Below are 17123 nucleotides of genomic sequence, written 5' to 3'. Positions count from 1 at the left end.
CAGCGCCTGAATCAAAGCTCGGAGCGTCCTTTGCGCGCGCGGGAGGGCGCGCGGCCTTCCAATCAGGCGGCCTTCTTGGCAGCCACGGTCTTGTCGATGATGCCCGTCTCGCTTTTTTCGATGATGCCCATGACGTCGGCCTCCTTCATGATCAGAAGGTCCTCGCCGTCTATCTTGACCTCGGTGCCGGACCATTTGCCGAACAGAATGAGATCGCCGGCCTCGACGTCGAGCGGGATCAGCGCGCCGCTTTCGTCCCGCGCGCCCGGCCCGACAGCGATCACTTCGCCTTCCTGCGGTTTTTCTTTGGCATTGTCGGGGATGATGATGCCGCCCTTGGATTTGGTGTCGCTTTCGGCGCGCCGAATGACGACGCGATCGTGGAGTGGCCGGAATTTCATGGGGACTCTTTCTGGGGCCGGCTTAGGCGGCCGCCCCCTCTCTATAGGCGCCTTGGCACTCGATTGATAGGAGTGCCAAAAAATATTCATAGGGCATATAAAATAAATATTCATAGGGCATATAAAATATTGAACGTATTATCTTGCCTGGTCATCCCTTGGTGTTCGGGTCCTGCCGAATATTAATGAAATTGAATTTCTGTCTTTGAACACCTATTTTACGATGAAGTTCACAGTCATGACTTTCGCTGCAAGGGAGATTTTACCGATGGCCGAAGGCAATCAGAACATCATGGAAAAAGCTCAGGCTCGCTTCATGGAAAACCAGAAGAAGACGGCGGAACGGAACAAAGCAACTGCCGAATATCTCTCGGAGGCCAAGGCCAGGAGCATCAAAACGGCAAGGCTGAGGGAATTGCGACTGGCCAAGGAAGAGGCGGACCGCGCGGCGGAAGCTCTGAATCCGGTCGCCGCAAAGAAGAAGCGGGCGTCACGGGCAGTCAAGAAGGCCGTATCCGCATCGATGGAGGCGAAACCATGAGCCTGACATTTCCCAATCCCAGCCGCAGCTACGACGAGGCAAGCAAACGCATCCGCTTCGTCGGCCATGACGGCATGTTCCAGATTTCCTTCTCTGTCGCTACCGATGCCATCTCCAAGATGCAGCCGGGAACGGCGGCCTCAGAAGCTACCTACCTGGCAGCCTTCGACACGGCTTCCAACTCGATCCACGATGTCGCCAGGAATGCCTATGCCCGCACCCGCAGGAGCATATATGTGCTGACTGCGGCCGATTTTCGCTAGATCCGTCGCAATCCGTCCACAAGACGCTTTCTCAGGGCTTCCGGTCCGCCTTCGCTCGCCGCTTGACGTCGCGACCGTTCAGCCGGTCAACGGGTCCGTGACGCAGAGGGCTGCGGCGTCGCGCATTCCAGGAGCAGGGCTTATTCCCGAGGTCATGAAGGTTCATAATCCGTATGAGACGCGCTGATTCGCGCTTTTGCCGGGATGCCGTCATGCAACGCAGCTACGCAGCCGGGAGGTCGACGCGACGGGCGAGGGCAAAGACAATGACCGCGCCGGCCGTCGAATTGCAGAGGGCAATATTCGAGGCAGTGAACGGCGATCCCGACCTGTCGGCGGCACTGGGCGATGCAAGACTGTTCGACCATGCCCCGGAAAATGTTGCGTTCCCCCACATGACCTTCGGCCGCACCAGCGTCTACGACTGGGCAACGGGGACGGAGAACAACGCCGAGCAGTTGCTGACGCTGCATGTCTGGTCGAAGTCCGAGGCCAGCAAGGAAACCACCGACATCATGGACCTGGTCAGCGCCCGCCTGCGAGATGCGGCGCTCTCGCTTGGTGAACATCGTCGCGCCCATCTCAAGCTCGAATTCGCCGAAGCCCGCTACGACGAGGACCTTTCGGCCCATCACGGGCTGCTGCGCTTCCGCGCCGTGATCGAGGAAGACGGCTGAGCGTCGGGCACTTTCCGTAAAATCGGGCAATTTTGTTCTTGCTTTGTGCCGGCAGCTATGCTACTAATTTGGCTATGGTGCTGATTGGCGCCAATGACCCGTCGCAGAGCGGGTTTTTTTATTTCCGGTCGGTTCGGCTGAATCTGCCTTCGGTTGCCGGATCGATTGTCGAAGTCGGGGCAAACCTGAAGCGATTGCCTTTCACCGCCAAACGATGCCCGGTTGTCGGCGAAGGATCGGAGGGCTAGGTTAACTTGGCAATTTCGCGGGATGGGCAGCGAAAGGGCAATCCGGTAATCTCGCGCTTCAGGGGTGTGGCGGGCATGCATTCGAGCGTTCACCGTTCATATCACGTTCAGCACCGGCGCGTTAGAACGCTGGCCATGAAAACCCTTCGCTCGCACTTCCGGACCGCGGCACTGGCGCTCTCAGCCGCCGGCCTGCTTGCGTCGCAAGCGATGGCGATCCCCGCTGTCACGCCCGAGCGGCCCCAGCCGGTCGTCCTCGCCGCGTCCGACTGCTACGCGATCGGCCAGCAGGTGGCGGAGCAGAATGGCGGCACCTTGGCCAAGGCCTCGCAGTCGACACGCGCCGGCAAGCCGGTCTGCGTCATCGTCGTGCTCGTTCCGGGCAAGGACGGGCAGCGTCCCCGTCGCTCGGAGATCGTCGTTCCGCTGAACTGAACCGTGCCGTTTCCCAGTCTGCCGGAATCGGCCTATATCTGAACAGCTTCAACAGGCCTTCCGCATGCGCGTACTCGTCGTCGAAGATGACAAGGATCTCAACCGGCAGATCGGCGACGCGCTGGTCGATGCCGGCTATGTCGTCGACCGCGCTTTCGACGGCGAGGAAGGGCATTTTCTCGGCGACACCGAGCCCTATGATGCCGTGGTGCTCGACATCGGCCTGCCGCAGATGGACGGCATCAGCGTGGTCGAGCGCTGGCGGCGCGGCGGCCGCAAGATGCCGGTGCTGATCCTGACGGCACGCGACCGCTGGAGCGACAAGGTTGCCGGCATCGACGCCGGCGCCGACGACTACGTCACCAAACCCTTCCACATCGAGGAAATTCTGGCCAGGGTGCGCGCTCTGATCCGGCGCGCTGCCGGGCATGCCTCGTCCGAGCTGACCTGCGGGCCGCTGCGTCTCGACACCAAGGCCTCCAAGGCCGACGTCGACGGCGTACCGCTGAAGCTGACCTCGCACGAATTCCGCTTGCTTGCTTACCTCATGCACCATATGGGCGACGTCGTATCCCGGACCGAACTGGTCGAGCATCTCTACGACCAGGATTTCGATCGCGATTCCAACACGATCGAGGTCTTTGTCGGACGGCTTCGCAAGAAGATGGGCATCGACATGATCGAAACCGTTCGCGGCATGGGCTACCGCATGCGTAAGCCGGAGGCGTAACGCGGAACCGCTTCCTACAAGACCCGCCGTCTCGAACACGCCGTCGCTGCGGTCATGGCCGCGTTCGCTGGCGTTTCGCGTCATCGCCTTTTCCACGGTCTGGGCGATCCTCACTCTGGTGGTCATCTTCACCTTGATCACCACGCTCTATCGCCAGGCCAGCGAGCGCGGTTTCGACAGCCTGCTTTCGGCGCATCTGTTCAACCTGATCGGCTCGGTGGGCGTTTCCGAAGGCGGCCAGTTGACCGGCGCTCCCGACCTTGGCGATTTGAGATTCTCGGAGCCGAATTCCGGCTGGTACTGGTCGGTCGAGCCCGCCTCGGAAGGCGTGCACGGCGATCTCCATTCGTCGTCAATGACCAAGGCGATCCCGTCGCCAAGCGTTGCCGAGGTGCCCTTCAATGCCAGCTTCCAGCGCAGCTATTCAGCGGACGGCATCGAAGGCGAGCAGTTGGAGGTGTTCGAGAGCGAGTTCGTCCTCGATGCGAAAAATCGCGCCGCGCGCTTCCGTGTCATGGGCAACCAGACCGAGCTCGAGCAGGAAATCGCTACCTTCCAGCGGCGTCTGTTGACCTATCTGTCGCTGTTCGGCGTCGGCATGATCGCCATCAACGCGATTGCGATCCTGCTCGGCCTGCAGCCGCTGCGCCGGGTCAGGAATGCGCTTGCGATGGTGCGCGAAGGAACCGCGCAACGCCTCGACGGCCGTTTCCCGGCCGAGATCGAGCCGCTCGCCAACGAGACCAATGCGCTGATCGAGAACAACAGGCGTATCGTCGAGCGGTCGCGCACGCAGGTCGGCAACCTGGCGCACTCGCTGAAGACACCGCTTGCCGTGCTGCTCAACGAGGCGCGGGCGCTGGGTGGCGCCAAGGGGCAGCTGATCGCTGAGCAGGCTGCTTCCATGCAGAAGCAAGTGGACCATTATCTGCAACGTGCCCGTGTCGCCGCGCAGCGCGACAGCGTCGTCTACCGAACGCCGGTGACACCGCTGGTCCAGCGCATGGTTCGGGTGCTGCAGAAGCTCAACCCGCAGACGGCGCTGTCGCTCTCACTGCCGGCCACCGACATCGTCTTTGCCGGCGAACGCGAGGACCTGGAGGAGTTGCTCGGCAATCTGCTCGACAATGCGATGAAATGGGCAAGGAGCGCGGTTGCCGTTTCCGTGAAGCCAATCTCCAGCAAGGGTGGCGCCAGCAAGGAAGGCGCGGCCAATCTATTCGAGATAGCCATCGAGGATGACGGCCCCGGCATTCCCGACGACAAGGCGCGCGAGGTATTGCAGCGCGGCCGGCGTCTCGACGAGACAAAACCGGGCAGCGGGCTCGGACTTGCCATTGTCGCCGACCTTGTCAACGAGTATGGAGGCTCTCTGGCGCTGGAACGATCCGTCATGGGTGGATTGAAGGCGATGGTTCGATTGCGGAGCCTTCAGTAATGCTTTTCCAGGTGGCCGGCTGCGGCCAAATTTCCGACAAACATCGACATTATCGCCGCGCCAGCCTGCTGACAGCGCGGCGGTCCAGCTCAAGAAAGCCGGTATTGGCATGAAGATTCGCGTCGCGCTCGTTTCCGCCCTGCTCGCCGTCTCCGGCTGCACAACGCTCAGCAAGGGCCCGGCCGTTACGGTAACGCCGGCCGCCACGCCCCCCAGCGGCGCCAAGGTGGCGACGACGATCATCTCCGCCATGGGCGGCGGCCTCGTCGGCGGCTCTATCGGCGCCGGCCTGAGCGAGACCGAGAAACGCAGCGCGCTCGAGGCGGAATACAAGGCGCTTGAATACACGGCGAGCGGCCAGAAAGTGGCTTGGAAGAGCGACAGTTCGGCCCATCGCGGCGAAGTGGTTGCCGCCCAGCCCTATCGCGTCGGATCGCAGGACTGCCGGCAATACACCCATACGGTGTTTACCGGCACCGCCGGCGCCACCGCGCGCGGAACCGCCTGCCGCAATGCCGACGGCAGCTGGACGCCGCTGACGTAGCTGGTCCGGCCGTTTCCGCCAAAGCGTCGCAGCACGCTTGTGTTGGCAGGGCAGGGGTCTCGTTCTATTGGAAGAGCCATGCTGTTCTGGGTCATAGCCGCAATCCTGACGCTGGGCGCAAGCCTGGCGGTGCTGCTGCCGTTGGCCGGTGGATCGAAGAACGCGTCCGCTGCCGGCGATCACGACCTTGAAGTCTATCGCGACCAGCTGGCCGAGCTTGACCGCGATATGGCGCGTGGCCTGATCCAGCCGATGGAGGCCGAAGAGGCTCGCGCCGAAATCGCCCGCCGCATCCTTCGCCTGAGCAATGCCGGCCAGGCCGGCGAGACGGCGACGCAGCCGTCGCGGTCGACAAGACTGGTGGCGACGGCTGCCGTGCTGGTGGTTCCGCTGCTCAGCTGGGGCCTCTATGGCCAGCTCGGCTCACCCGACCTGCCATCGCAGCCACTCAGCGAACGCCTGGCCAAGAACCCCGCCGACAGCTCGGTCGACGAGCTGATAGCCCGCGCCGAGGCGCACCTGGCGGCCAACCCATCCGATGGCCGTGGCTGGGACGTTCTGGCGCCGGTCTATCTGCGCATGCAGCGATACGCCGATGCGGTGACCGCCTATCGCAACGCCATCCGCCTCGACGGCGACAGCGCTGCCCGTCAGGCGGGTCTTGGCGAGGCGATAGCCAATGCGGCCGGCGGCATTGTCTCGGCCGAAGCGCAGGCGGCGTTCGAGGCGGCGTTGAAGCTCGATCCGGCCAATCCGAAGGCCGCGTTCTATCTCGCCATGGGCATGGCACAGGAGGGCCGCATAGCTGAAGCCACGGCGGCCTGGCAAAAGATGCTGGCCGCCTTGCCGCAGGGCTCGCCGTGGCGCGGCGCCGTCGAGCAGGCGCTGGCCGAATCCGCCGCCCGCAGCGTCGCTTCCGGAGCGCCCGCGAAAGGACCGAGCGCCGAGGATATCGATGCTGCCTCCTCGATGTCGCCGCAGGACCGGCAAGCCATGATCAGCACTATGGTTGCCAGCCTCGATGAAAAGCTTCGGCAAAATCCGCGCGACGAGGAAGGGTGGATGCAGCTCGTTCGTTCTTATGTCGTGCTGGGCAAGACAGATCAGGCGCGTGACGCGCTCAATCGCGGTATCGCCGTCTTTGGCGCGGACAGTGACCAGGCCAGGAAATTCACCGCCTTTGCTGCCTCGCTCGGCGTGACGGCGACGGAGTAGACGATGACGCGCAAGCAGAAACGACTGTCGGTGATCGCCGCAGGGCTGGGGTTTCTCGGTGTTGCCACCGGGCTGACCTTCTGTGCGCTTGGCCAGAAGGCCTCCTATTTCTACATGCCGGCTGATCTGGCCACCGCCAGCCTTCAGCCGGGCCAGCGCATCAGGCTCGGCGGCCTCGTCGAAAAAGGCACAGTAGAGCGTAGCCAAGGCGCCACCGTCGCCTTTTCGGTGACCGACAACCAGAAGGACGTCAAGGTCACCTATACCGGCATTCTTCCCGACCTTTTCCGGGAAGGGCAGGGCGTGATCACCGAAGGCTCGTTTGGCCCCGACGGCATCTTTGTCGCCGACAGCGTGCTCGCCAAGCATGACGAGACCTATATGCCCAAGGAGGTGGCCGACGGCCTCAAGGCCAAGGGCGTGTGGCAGGAGAGCAAGAGTGAGTAGCGGGTGCGGCGACAATGGTTGAAACCGGACATTTCGCCCTGGTCCTGGCGTTTGCGCTGGCCCTGGTGCAGACGGTGGTGCCGATGTTCGGCGCGCGCACCGGCAACCACAAGATGATGGCCGTCGGCGCACCCGCCGCGCTGACCGGCTTTGCCTTGACGGCGCTGTCCTTCGTAGCGCTGGCGACCGCCTATGCAGGGTCCGATTTTTCGGTTGAGAGCGTCTGGGAGAACTCGCATTCGCTGCAGCCGCTGATCTACAAGATCACCGGAACCTGGGGCAATCACGAAGGTTCGATGCTGCTCTGGGTGCTGATCCTGACCTTCTTCGGCGCGCTTGTCGCCGTTTTCGGCGGCAATCTTCCGGCGACGCTCCGGGCCAATGTGCTTGCCGTGCAGGGAGCGATCGGCGCCACGTTCTTGCTGTTCATCCTGACGACGTCGAACCCGTTCGTCAGGCTCAATCCGGCGCCTATCGAGGGACGCGATCTCAACCCGATCCTGCAGGATCTCGGCCTCGCCATCCATCCGCCGCTGCTCTATCTCGGCTATGTCGGTTTCTCGATCTGCTTTTCCTTCTCGGTCGCCGCCCTCATCGAGGGCCGCATCGACGCTTCGTGGGCGCGCTGGGTAAGGCCATGGACGCTGGTCGCCTGGATGTTCCTCACCGGCGGCATCGCCATGGGCTCCTACTGGGCCTATTACGAACTCGGCTGGGGCGGCTTCTGGTTCTGGGACCCGGTCGAGAACGCATCCTTCATGCCGTGGCTGGCGGGCACGGCGCTGCTGCATTCGGCGATCGTCATGGAAAAGCGCTCGGCGCTGAAGATCTGGACGCTGCTTCTGGCGATCCTGACCTTCTCACTGTCGCTGCTCGGCACCTTCCTGGTGCGTTCCGGCGTGCTGACCTCGGTGCACGCATTCGCCACCGATCCGACGCGTGGCGTTTTCATCCTCTGCATCCTGACGCTGTTCATCGGCGGCTCGCTGGCGCTGTTTGCCTTGCGCGCCTCCCGGCTGACGGCCGGCGGCCTGTTTCACCCGATCTCGCGCGAAGGCGCGCTGGTCCTGAACAATCTGTTCCTGACCACCGCCACCGCCACCGTGCTGGTCGGCACGCTCTACCCGCTCGCCGTCGAGGCGCTTTCGGCCGACAAGATTTCGGTCGGCGCGCCGTTCTTCAACCTGACATTCGGCCCGCTGATGGTGCCGCTCTTGGTCGTCGTGCCGTTCGGGCCGCTGCTCGCCTGGAAGCGCGGCGACATTTTCGCGGTCGCCCAGCGCCTGATGGCGGCTTTCGCGGCGGCGCTGCTCGCCGTACTGGTGACGGCCTTGTTCATCGATGGCGCATCGGTATTCGCAGCGCTCGGTGTCGGCCTTGCCTTCTGGCTAATCTGCGGTGCGCTCACCGATCTCGGCGTCAAATCCGGCTTCGGCACCGTCGCGCTCGCCACCATGCTCAGGCGCTTCGCCGGCCTGCCGCGCTCGGTCTTCGGCACAGCGCTTGCGCATCTCGGTCTCGGGCTGACGACGCTTGGCATTGTCGGCACGCTTTGCTTCGGCACCGAAAAAATCCTGTCGATGCATGCCGGCGAGACCGTCGAACTGTCCGGTCACAGGCTGCGCTTCGAGGGGCTCTACCCGGCCCAGGGCCCTAACTACAGTGAGGATCGCGGCCGCTTCGCCCTGATTGGCGCCGACGGCAGCGTCGCAGGCGAGATCACCTCGGCCAAGCGCTCGTATCCGGTGCGCCAGATGACCACAACCGAATCCGGCATCAGGACGATCGGCTTCAGCCAGCTCTATCTTTCGCTTGGCGACGAGGGCAGCGATGGCTCGGTGGTCGTTCGTCTGTGGTGGAAGCCGCTGGTGACGCTGATCTGGGGCGGCGGATTGGTGATGATGGCGGGCGCGGCGATGTCGCTGCTTGACCGCCGCCTGCGCGTCGGCGCACCGTCGCGCCGCAAGCCTGCAGGCGCCATGCCATCGGCGAGCCCGCAATGAGAAGGAGCACGCTGGCCTCGCTGGTCCTGCTGCTGGCGCTGTTGTTCGCCGGCGCCGCGCAGGCGGTCCAGCCCGACGAGGTGCTCGCCGACCCGGCACTCGAGGCGAGGGCGCGCGCTTTGTCGGAAGGCCTGCGCTGCATGGTCTGCCAGAACCAGTCGATCGACGAGTCCGATGCCGATCTCGCCCGTGACCTGCGCATCCTTGTGCGCCAGCGTCTGGTCGCCGGCGATACCGATCAGCAGGTGATGGACTATGTCGTTTCGCGCTACGGCGAGTTCGTGCTGCTGAAGCCACGCTTCAATCTGCGCAATGTCTTGCTCTGGGGGACGCCAGTTCTTCTGCTGCTCGTTGGCGGGACGTTTATCCTGCTGGCCGCCCGCTCGCGCCGCTCGACGGCGACCAATGCCCTGACCGCGGACGAGCAGGCGGCGTTGGACGCAATGCTCCGCCGCGATTGATCGATACATTACGAAAGTTTCATGTACCGGAAATGGCGCCGTAATGTGCGGCTCTCTATTTCCTTTGTCGAGGATGCCAAACAAGGGGCGTCCCTTGAAAAGAGGATACGAGAACCATGAATGTTGCCCCCAATTCATCTCTTCGCACTCGCAAACGCCTGCTGGCCGCAGCCGCATCCCTGGCCATTGCCGGCGCGATCGGCTTCGGCGCCGTTGCCACCGGGACAGCCCCGGTGCTGGCCGACGCCGTGCGTGTCGAGGCACCGCAGGTCCCAAGCTTCGCCGATGTGGTCGAGCGTGTTTCGCCGGCGGTTGTCAGCGTGCGCGTCAAGGCCAAGATCCAGCCGACGGCCGATGACGGTTCCGACCAGATGGACGACGAGGACGGCTTAGGCAATCTTCCCGATAACCCGCAGCTGCGGCGTTTCTTCCGCGAATTCCGCGGCTTTGGCGACCAAGGCCCGAACGGAATGCGTCGTTTTGGACATCGTGACCGCAACAACGACCAGCCGCGGCCGGTGGCGCAAGGGTCCGGCTTCTTCATCTCCGATGACGGCTATCTCGTCACCAACAACCATGTCGTCGAGGAGGGGACCGCCTTCACCGTGGTGACCAATGACGGCAAGGAACTCGACGCCAAGCTGATCGGCACCGATCCGCGCACCGATCTTGCCGTGCTCAAGGTCGATGACGGCAACAGGTTCACCTATGTCGACTTCGCCGATGATTCCAAGGTTCGCGTCGGCGACTGGGTGGTGGCTGTCGGCAATCCGTTCGGCCTCGGCGGCACGGTTACCGCAGGCATCGTTTCGGCCCGCGGCCGCGATATCGGCGCCGGTCCCTATGACGACTTCATCCAGATCGACGCCTCGGTGAACCGCGGCAATTCGGGCGGCCCGACCTTCAACCTCAACGGCCAGGTTGTCGGCATCAACACCGCGATCTTCTCGCCGTCGGGCGGCAGCGTCGGCATTGCCTTCGACATTCCCGCTTCGACCGCCAAGCAGGTCGTGCAGGACCTGATGAGGAACGGTACCGTCCAGCGCGGCTGGCTCGGCGTCGAAATCCAGCCGGTCACGCCTGAAATCGCCGAGTCGCTTGGCCTTGGGTCCGGCAAAGGCGCGCTCGTTGCCAGCGCGCAGGACAACGGTCCCGGCAAGAAGGCCGGCATCACCGCCGGTGACGTGATCACCCAGGTGGACGGCAAGGACGTTGCTTCGCCGAAGGAACTCGCCCGACTGATTGGCGCTTACCCGCCCGGCAAATCGGTCGACGTCACGGTGTGGCGCAACGGCAAGAGCGAGGCGGTTAAGGTCGACCTTGGCAAGCTGCCGTCGAGCGACAAGCAGGCCTCGGCCGACCAGCAGCCTGCTCCGGCACCGAAGACCGACACGCTCGCCGATCTCGGCCTGACCGTTACCAAGTCCGAAAATGGCAAGGGACTTGTGGTGACCGACGTCGACCCCGACAGCGATGCCGCCGATCGCGGCATCCAGCCCGGCGACGTCATCACCTCCGTCAATTCGACGGAAGTGAGCGGCACCGCCGACGTCGACAAGGCGATGGCCGACGCGGTGAAGTCCGGCCGCAAAGCGGTGTTGATGCAGATCACCCGCGACGACAGTAACCGCTTCGTCGCACTGCCTGTCGCCAAGGGCTGACTTTTCCGGTGCGGCGGTTTTCAACACCCCCGAGCCGCCGCACGGGAAAGCACGGGGCCTGAATACGTTAGTCAGTCATCGTGTTCCGCCCCAGCGGCAGCGGGCTTCCCATCGCCCGCTGCCGCTCGAACATGTCGCTCAAAGCGTGAAGCGGTTTTAGGCTACGACATGCTAAAACAAAGACTTACCGCGTATCCTTGAATCACTTTGTTCGCGATACGCCATGGAGAAGGCCACGATGCGTATGCCGGCCACTCAATCTTCCAGCGAAATCGCGTATAACGGTTCTATGAAGATTCTCGTCATAGAAGACGATCGCGAGGCAGCCGACTACCTGCAGAAGGCGTTCGCCGAGGCCGGCCATACCGCCCATGTCGCCGGCGACGGCGAAACCGGCTTCGCGCTCGCTGATTCCGGCGACTATGACGTCATGGTCGTTGACCGCATGATGCCGCGCCGCGACGGCCTGTCCGTCATTGCCGGGCTCAGGTCCAGAGGCAATACGACGCCCGTCCTGATCCTTTCGGCGCTCGGCGAAGTCGACGACCGGGTCACCGGTCTGCGCGCCGGCGGTGACGACTACCTGACCAAACCCTACGCCTTTTCCGAACTGCTCGCCCGCGTCGAGGTGCTGAACCGCCGCGCCAGCGCCAGGGAAGCCGAAACCGTCTACCGGGTCGGTGATCTCGAACTCGACCGGCTGTCGCACTCGGTGCGCCGCGCCGGGCGCGAGATAACGCTGCAGCCGCGCGAGTTCCGCCTGCTCGAATATCTGATGCGCCATGCCGGCCAGGTGGTGACGCGCACCATGCTGCTCGAGAACGTCTGGGACTATCATTTCGATCCGCAGACCAACGTCATCGACGTTCATATCTCTCGGCTGCGGGGCAAGATCGAGAAGGGGTTCGACAAGCCGATCCTGCACACGGTTCGCGGCGCCGGCTACATGCTGAAAAGCGGCTAGAACCCCATGGCTCTTTCCGTGCCGGCCATCATGAAGACGACGGCAGCGCGGCTTTCAGCGCTTTATCTTCTGCTTTTTGCGCTGTGTGCGGTGTTGCTGGTCTTGTACATGACCTCGCTCTCGGTGCGCATGCTGACCGCCCAGACGCAGGAGACGATCAACGACGAGGTGCTCGGCCTTGCCCGCGCCTATCAGCGCGGCGGCCTGCCGCTGCTGGTCCGCGTCGTCGAGCAGCGCTCCCGCCAGCCCGGCGCCAATCTCTATCTGATCGCCGATGCCAACGGCCAGATCCTGACCGGCAACGTGCAGAGCCTGGAGCCGGGCGTGATCGAGGCCGAGGGCTGGACCACCGAACCGTTCTCCTACCGCCGCTTCGGTGAGGGCGAGCTCGAACGGCAGCGCAACCCGGTCTCCGACCCGAACGAGCCCGCCCAGAGCGAAGTCCAGGCCGAAGGCGAGAAAGGCCACAACGCCGTTGCCCTGGTGCTGCGCCTGCCCAACCAGATGATCATGCTGGTCGGCCGCGACCTCGGCGAGCCGGAGCGCTTCCGCGCTGTCATTCGCCGTGCCTTGATGCTGGCGCTCGGCATGATGGGCGTCGGCGGGCTGCTGATCTGGTTCTTCGTCGGGCGCGCGGCGCTGAAGCGCATCGACAGCGTGTCGGAGGCGAGCCGCCGCATCATGGGCGGCGATCTTTCCGGCCGGCTGCCGGTCACCGGCGCCGGTGACGAGTTCGACCGGCTGTCGGAAAACCTCAATTCCATGCTGGCCCGGATCGCCACGCTGAACGAGGGCCTGAAGCAGGTCTCCGACAACATCGCCCATGACCTGAAGACGCCGCTGACCAGGCTGCGTAATCGCGCCGAGGCGACGCTTTCCGGCAAGCACAACGCCAGTGACTACCGGCAGGCTCTGGAAGGAACGATCGCCGAATCCGATCAGCTGATAAAGACCTTCAACGCTATCCTGATGATTTCGCGGCTGGAGGCCGGCTATTCCTCGGAAAGCACCACCAGGGTCGATCTGGCCGCTGCCGTGCACGATGTCGTCGAACTCTACGAGCCGGTAGCGGAGGAGGCGGGCGTGACACTCGAAACTTCGGTGCAAGGTTCTTTCGTCGTCGACGGCAATCGCGAGCTGATCGGCCAAGCGCTGTCCAACATCGTCGACAATGCGATCAAATATTCGACCGACTCGACCTCCGGGCCTACGGTTCGCGTGACGCTGGAGCGTGTCGGTAGCGAGATCAGACTCGCCGTCTCCGACAACGGCCAGGGCATTCCCGACGATGTCGACCGCGCCAGGGTGACCGAGCGTTTCGTGCGGCTGGAAAAGAGCCGCTCGCAGCCGGGTTCCGGCCTTGGCTTGAGTCTCGCCAAGGCGATCATGACATTCCACAATGGACGGCTTGAGCTGCTGCCCGGCAATCCCGGATTGTCGGTCGTCATGAGTTTTCCCGGGCGGGAGGATCGCTGATGGTTGCGAGGATGGCAGTGCGACGCCTGGAAACGGACTGGCTGTTGAAGCCGGCGGTAGAGCTCGTTCCGCTGGATGCAAGCCGCGCCAGGCAGGAACTGTCGGAGATCGCCGACGCCGCGCGGCAAAAGGAACTGCCGCGACTGGCGAAATTTCTCGCCGGCAAGGGGGTCGTCCAGGATTTCCTCGCCGCCGTGTTCGACCTGTCGCCGTTCCTGCGCGATACCGCGCGCCGCCGGCCGCAGATACTCGATGCGCTTTTCGACGGGAGGGTCGAGGCGCGGCTGTCATCGATCGGCGCCGCGATCGACAAGGCAGCACGCGCAGAGGCCGTCTCCGAAACCAGCCTGATGATGGAGCTGCGCCAATGCAAGGCGGAGGCGCATTTCCTGATCGCCTTGGCCGATCTGGCCGGCGAGGCCGAGACCTCGTTGACAGTGCGGCGACTGAGCGACCTTGCCGATGCCTGCACGCGTGCGGCCGTCGATTTCCTGCTCCGCGACGCGCATGAGCAGGGCAAGCTCCGATTGCCGGATCCCAAAAATCCGGCGCGACGCTCGGGCTGGATTCTGCTCGGCATGGGCAAGCTCGGCGCGCATGAGTTGAACTTCTCCTCCGACATCGACCTCGTCGCCTTCTTCGACCCCGATGCGCCTGCCGTCGTCGACCCGCTCGATGCCACAGAGCTGTTTTCGCGCCTGACCCGTCGGCTGGTCCGTATCCTCCAGGACCGCACCGAGCACGGTTACGTCTTCCGCACCGATCTCAGGCTTCGTCCTGACCCCGGCTCGACACCGCTGGCGATCCCGGTCGAGGCGGCGCTGCGCTACTATGAGGCGCGCGGCCAGAACTGGGAGCGCGCCGCCATGATCAAGGCTCGCCCGGTGGCCGGCGATGTTGCTGCCGGCGCCGCGTTCCTGAAGGAACTGCAGCCCTATATCTGGCGCAAATACATGGACTATGCGGCGATTGCCGACGTCCATTCGATCAAGCGCCAGATCCACGCCCACAAGGGCCATGGCGAGGTCGCGGTCAAGGGCCACAACGTCAAGCTTGGCCGCGGCGGCATCCGCGAGATCGAGTTCTTCGTCCAGACCCAGCAGCTTATCGCCGGCGGCCGCTTTCCCGAACTGCGCGGCCGCGAGACCGTGCCGATGCTCGGCGAACTCGCCGCGCGCGGCTGGATCACCGCCGACGCGCGCGATGCACTCACCAGGCAATACTGGTTCCTGCGCCGCGTCGAACATGCCATCCAGATGGTTGCCGACCAGCAGACGCATATCCTGCCGGAGGACGAAGAGGGGCTGGAACGCGTCGCCCGCATGCTGGGCTTTGCCGATGCGGCAGGCTTTGCCGAAACGTTCCGCGCGGCGCTGCATCAGGTCGAGCGCCACTATGCAGCGCTGTTCGAGACCGCGCCGGAGCTTTCGGCCGGCATCGGCAATCTGGTCTTTACCGGCGACGTCGACGATCCCGATACCTTGCAGACCCTGCGGCGGCTCGGCTTCCAGCGGCCGAGCGACATCTGCCGGGTTATCCGCGGCTGGCACTTCGGCCGCTACCGCGTCACCCGGTCGGCGGAGGCACGCGAGCGGCTGACCGAACTGACGCCGGCGCTGCTGCAAGCCTTCGGCCAGACGCGGCGAGCGGACGAGGCGGTGATCCGCTTCGACGAATTCCTTGCCGGCCTCCCTGCCGGCATTCAGCTGTTTTCGCTGCTGCAGTCGAATCCGGCGTTGCTGAAGCTGATGGCGACGATCATGGGCGCGGCACCGCGGCTGGCCGCCATCATCACGCGCCGGCCGCATGTCTTCGATGGCCTGCTCGATCCGGCGCTGCTGAGCGAACTGCCCAACCGCGCCTATCTATCGGCGCGCCTTGCCGGCTTTCTCGAAGGCGACAGGGCTTATGAGGACGTGCTCGACCGGCTGCGCATCTTTGCTTCGGAGCAAAAATTCCTGATCGGCGTCAGGCTGCTTGCAGGGTCGATCGATCCGCCGCGCGCCGGCCGCGCCTTTTCCGATCTCGCCGATCTGACCATCGGGGCGGCGTTGCAGGCGGTGACGGCGGAATTCGCGTTGCGTCATGGCTATATTGCCGGCGGCAGGGTCGCACTGCTCGGCATGGGCAAGCTCGGCAGCCGCGAACTGACGGCGGGTTCGGACGTCGACCTCATCCTGCTCTACGATCACGACGCCGATGCCGAGGAGTCCGACGGCGACAAGCCGCTTGCCCCGTCGCATTACTACAGCCGGCTGACGCAGCGGCTGATCGCCGCCGTTTCCGCGCCGACCGCCGAGGGCGTGCTCTACGAGCTCGACCTTCGCCTGCGACCGTCCGGCAACAAGGGGCCGGTGGCCACGCACGTCGATGCATTCAAGAAGTACCAGCGCCAGGACGCCTGGACGTGGGAGCATATGGCGCTGGCGCGGGCCCGCACGATCGGTGGCGATGCCGAGCTCTGCCGCGAGGTTGAGGAGGAAGTTGCCGCAGTACTCGCTCTGCCGCGCGATCCAGCCAAGGTGATGGCCGAGGCATCCGAGATGCGCGCCATGGTCGACAAGGAGAAGCCGCCGCGCGATCCCTGGGACATCAAGCTGATCCCGGGCGGCCTCATAGATCTCGAATTCATTGCCCAGGTTGCGTTGATCACGGGAAAGATCGAAGCCGGCCGCAGGGCTACCGGCACGGCTGAGGTCCTGTCGCGCTTGGCGCCGGATTTCGCCAGCGCCCAGGTCAGGCAGGAACTGGTGGATGCCTTTTCGCTCTATCTGGCGCTGACTCAGATGATACGGCTTTGCCTCACCGGCGCGTTCGAACGCGACGACGTTCCGCCAGGGCTTTCCGATCTGCTTCTTGCGGTCACCGACCTGCCTGATTTCGGTGTGCTTGAAGGGCATCTCAAGGAGACGTCGCAGAAGGTCAGAAAGGATTTCGACCTTCTGGTTCGTGCGAAATAACCGTGACGGCAACCAGCCGTACGGGCGAGAGCATCGGACCCGAAATTGCGACCTTTTTTGGGAGGTTCCGATGTTCAATCAAAGAGATAGGGCGGGGGATGAAGGTCCGCCGCTCTAGCATCGGGGGTGACGATGCAACAGGAGAAGACCATGAGAAAGACAACCAGACTTGCACTCGTTTTCGCAGCCCTGGCCGGCGCCGTCGGCACCGCAGCCTTGCAGACGAGCACTCCGGCGCCAGGCCGCGCGACGGCATGATGATGCGCCTCGGCAAGGTCATGAAGGACAATGACGGCACCATCACCTTCGACCAGTTCTCCGACGCCATGAACGCGCGGCTGAAGAAGATGGTCGCTGACAATGGCGGCAAGCTGACCGTGGCACAGCTCGCCGACGCGCTGGAGAAGGCACGCTTCGAGCAGATGGCCAGGCGCATCATCGCCCGCTACGACACCAAGGGCGACGGGACGCTGACCGCCGACGATATCACCAGCCGCCAGAAGAAGGTGTTCGCCATGCTCGACCGTGACAATGACGGCAAGATCGAGAAGAACGAACTGCCGAAGGGTCCCGGCCGTCACCGCCAATGGGACGGCGAGGGCAATGATGGCGCTGACGGCATGCAGTGAGAATTGACAACCGCTCCGGCGGCGCGAGCC

At 64.0% G+C, this 17123-nt stretch carries 17 protein-coding genes; 16 read left to right on the top strand and 1 reads right to left on the bottom strand.

What is annotated here, in order from left to right; translation table 11 throughout:
• Positions 1-62: 62 nt before the first annotated feature.
• Positions 63-401, bottom strand: a complete 339-nt coding sequence (locus NKH78_RS26790; RefSeq protein ID WP_254819949.1) for a co-chaperone GroES — start codon at positions 399-401, stop codon at positions 63-65.
• A 268-nt stretch (positions 402-669) separates the two neighbouring features.
• Here NKH78_RS26790 and NKH78_RS26785 point away from each other — a divergent pair, with 268 nt between their 5' ends.
• The 16 genes from NKH78_RS26785 to NKH78_RS26710 all read left to right on the top strand — a co-directional run bounded on the left by NKH78_RS26785 (position 670) and on the right by NKH78_RS26710 (position 17093).
• The gene (locus NKH78_RS26785) at positions 670-942 is read left to right on the top strand and encodes a hypothetical protein (RefSeq protein ID WP_352690026.1); all 273 of its coding nucleotides are present in this window, start codon (positions 670-672) and stop codon (positions 940-942) included.
• Positions 939-1205, top strand: a complete 267-nt coding sequence (locus tag NKH78_RS26780) for a DUF1488 family protein (RefSeq protein WP_254819951.1) — start codon at positions 939-941, stop codon at positions 1203-1205. Before NKH78_RS26785 ends, NKH78_RS26780 begins: the two co-directional genes overlap by 4 nt.
• Before the next feature lie 266 nt (positions 1206-1471).
• Positions 1472-1882: a DUF3168 domain-containing protein gene (locus NKH78_RS26775; protein ID WP_352690024.1), complete on the top strand. Its 411-nt coding sequence runs from the start codon at positions 1472-1474 to the stop codon at positions 1880-1882.
• Between the two features lie 383 nt (positions 1883-2265).
• On the top strand, positions 2266-2565 hold the full coding sequence (locus NKH78_RS26770) for a hypothetical protein (RefSeq protein ID WP_352690022.1): 300 nt from the start codon (positions 2266-2268) through the stop codon (positions 2563-2565).
• A gap of 64 nt (positions 2566-2629) precedes the next feature.
• Entirely contained in the window at positions 2630-3295 is a 666-nt protein-coding gene (locus NKH78_RS26765) for a response regulator transcription factor (protein WP_352588745.1), read from the top strand.
• 82 nt (positions 3296-3377) lie between these two features.
• Positions 3378-4733 (top strand): ATP-binding protein, encoded by a 1356-nt coding sequence (locus tag NKH78_RS26760; protein WP_502899853.1) that lies wholly within the window; start codon positions 3378-3380, stop codon positions 4731-4733.
• A gap of 109 nt (positions 4734-4842) precedes the next feature.
• Positions 4843-5277, top strand: a complete 435-nt coding sequence (locus tag NKH78_RS26755) for an RT0821/Lpp0805 family surface protein (protein ID WP_352690020.1) — start codon at positions 4843-4845, stop codon at positions 5275-5277.
• A gap of 78 nt (positions 5278-5355) precedes the next feature.
• Positions 5356-6492, top strand: a complete 1137-nt coding sequence (ccmI, locus tag NKH78_RS26750; RefSeq protein ID WP_352752362.1) for a c-type cytochrome biogenesis protein CcmI — start codon at positions 5356-5358, stop codon at positions 6490-6492.
• 3 nt (positions 6493-6495) lie between these two features.
• The gene (ccmE, locus tag NKH78_RS26745) at positions 6496-6939 is read left to right on the top strand and encodes a cytochrome c maturation protein CcmE (protein WP_352706090.1); all 444 of its coding nucleotides are present in this window, start codon (positions 6496-6498) and stop codon (positions 6937-6939) included.
• Between the two features lie 14 nt (positions 6940-6953).
• Complete coding sequence (locus NKH78_RS26740; protein WP_352884757.1) at positions 6954-8942, top strand: heme lyase CcmF/NrfE family subunit; 1989 nt, start codon at positions 6954-6956, stop codon at positions 8940-8942.
• On the top strand, positions 8939-9403 hold the full coding sequence (locus NKH78_RS26735) for a cytochrome c-type biogenesis protein (protein ID WP_352738189.1): 465 nt from the start codon (positions 8939-8941) through the stop codon (positions 9401-9403). Before NKH78_RS26740 ends, NKH78_RS26735 begins: the two co-directional genes overlap by 4 nt.
• A gap of 116 nt (positions 9404-9519) precedes the next feature.
• Positions 9520-11064: a Do family serine endopeptidase gene (locus tag NKH78_RS26730; protein ID WP_352690015.1), complete on the top strand. Its 1545-nt coding sequence runs from the start codon at positions 9520-9522 to the stop codon at positions 11062-11064.
• Positions 11065-11353: 289 nt separating this feature from the next.
• A complete protein-coding gene (locus tag NKH78_RS26725) occupies positions 11354-12028 on the top strand; it encodes a response regulator transcription factor (RefSeq protein ID WP_254819962.1) in 675 nt (224 codons plus the stop codon).
• Positions 12029-12034: 6 nt separating this feature from the next.
• The gene (locus NKH78_RS26720) at positions 12035-13504 is read left to right on the top strand and encodes an ATP-binding protein (protein ID WP_352738188.1); all 1470 of its coding nucleotides are present in this window, start codon (positions 12035-12037) and stop codon (positions 13502-13504) included.
• Positions 13504-16464, top strand: coding sequence for a bifunctional [glutamine synthetase] adenylyltransferase/[glutamine synthetase]-adenylyl-L-tyrosine phosphorylase (locus NKH78_RS26715; protein WP_352778072.1), 2961 nt, complete (start codon positions 13504-13506; stop codon positions 16462-16464). The genes NKH78_RS26720 and NKH78_RS26715 overlap by 1 nt, the downstream gene beginning before the upstream one ends.
• 254 nt (positions 16465-16718) lie before the next feature.
• The gene (locus tag NKH78_RS26710; RefSeq protein WP_352738185.1) at positions 16719-17093 is read left to right on the top strand and encodes an EF-hand domain-containing protein; all 375 of its coding nucleotides are present in this window, start codon (positions 16719-16721) and stop codon (positions 17091-17093) included.
• The last annotated feature ends 30 nt before the right edge of the window (positions 17094-17123 follow it).

Origin of the sequence: Mesorhizobium sp. M0910, assembly GCF_040319465.1 — a bacterium.
GTDB lineage: Bacteria > Pseudomonadota > Alphaproteobacteria > Rhizobiales > Rhizobiaceae > Mesorhizobium.
Note: the sequence above shows the minus strand (reverse complement) of the source record. Positions and strands in the feature narration are given on the sequence as shown.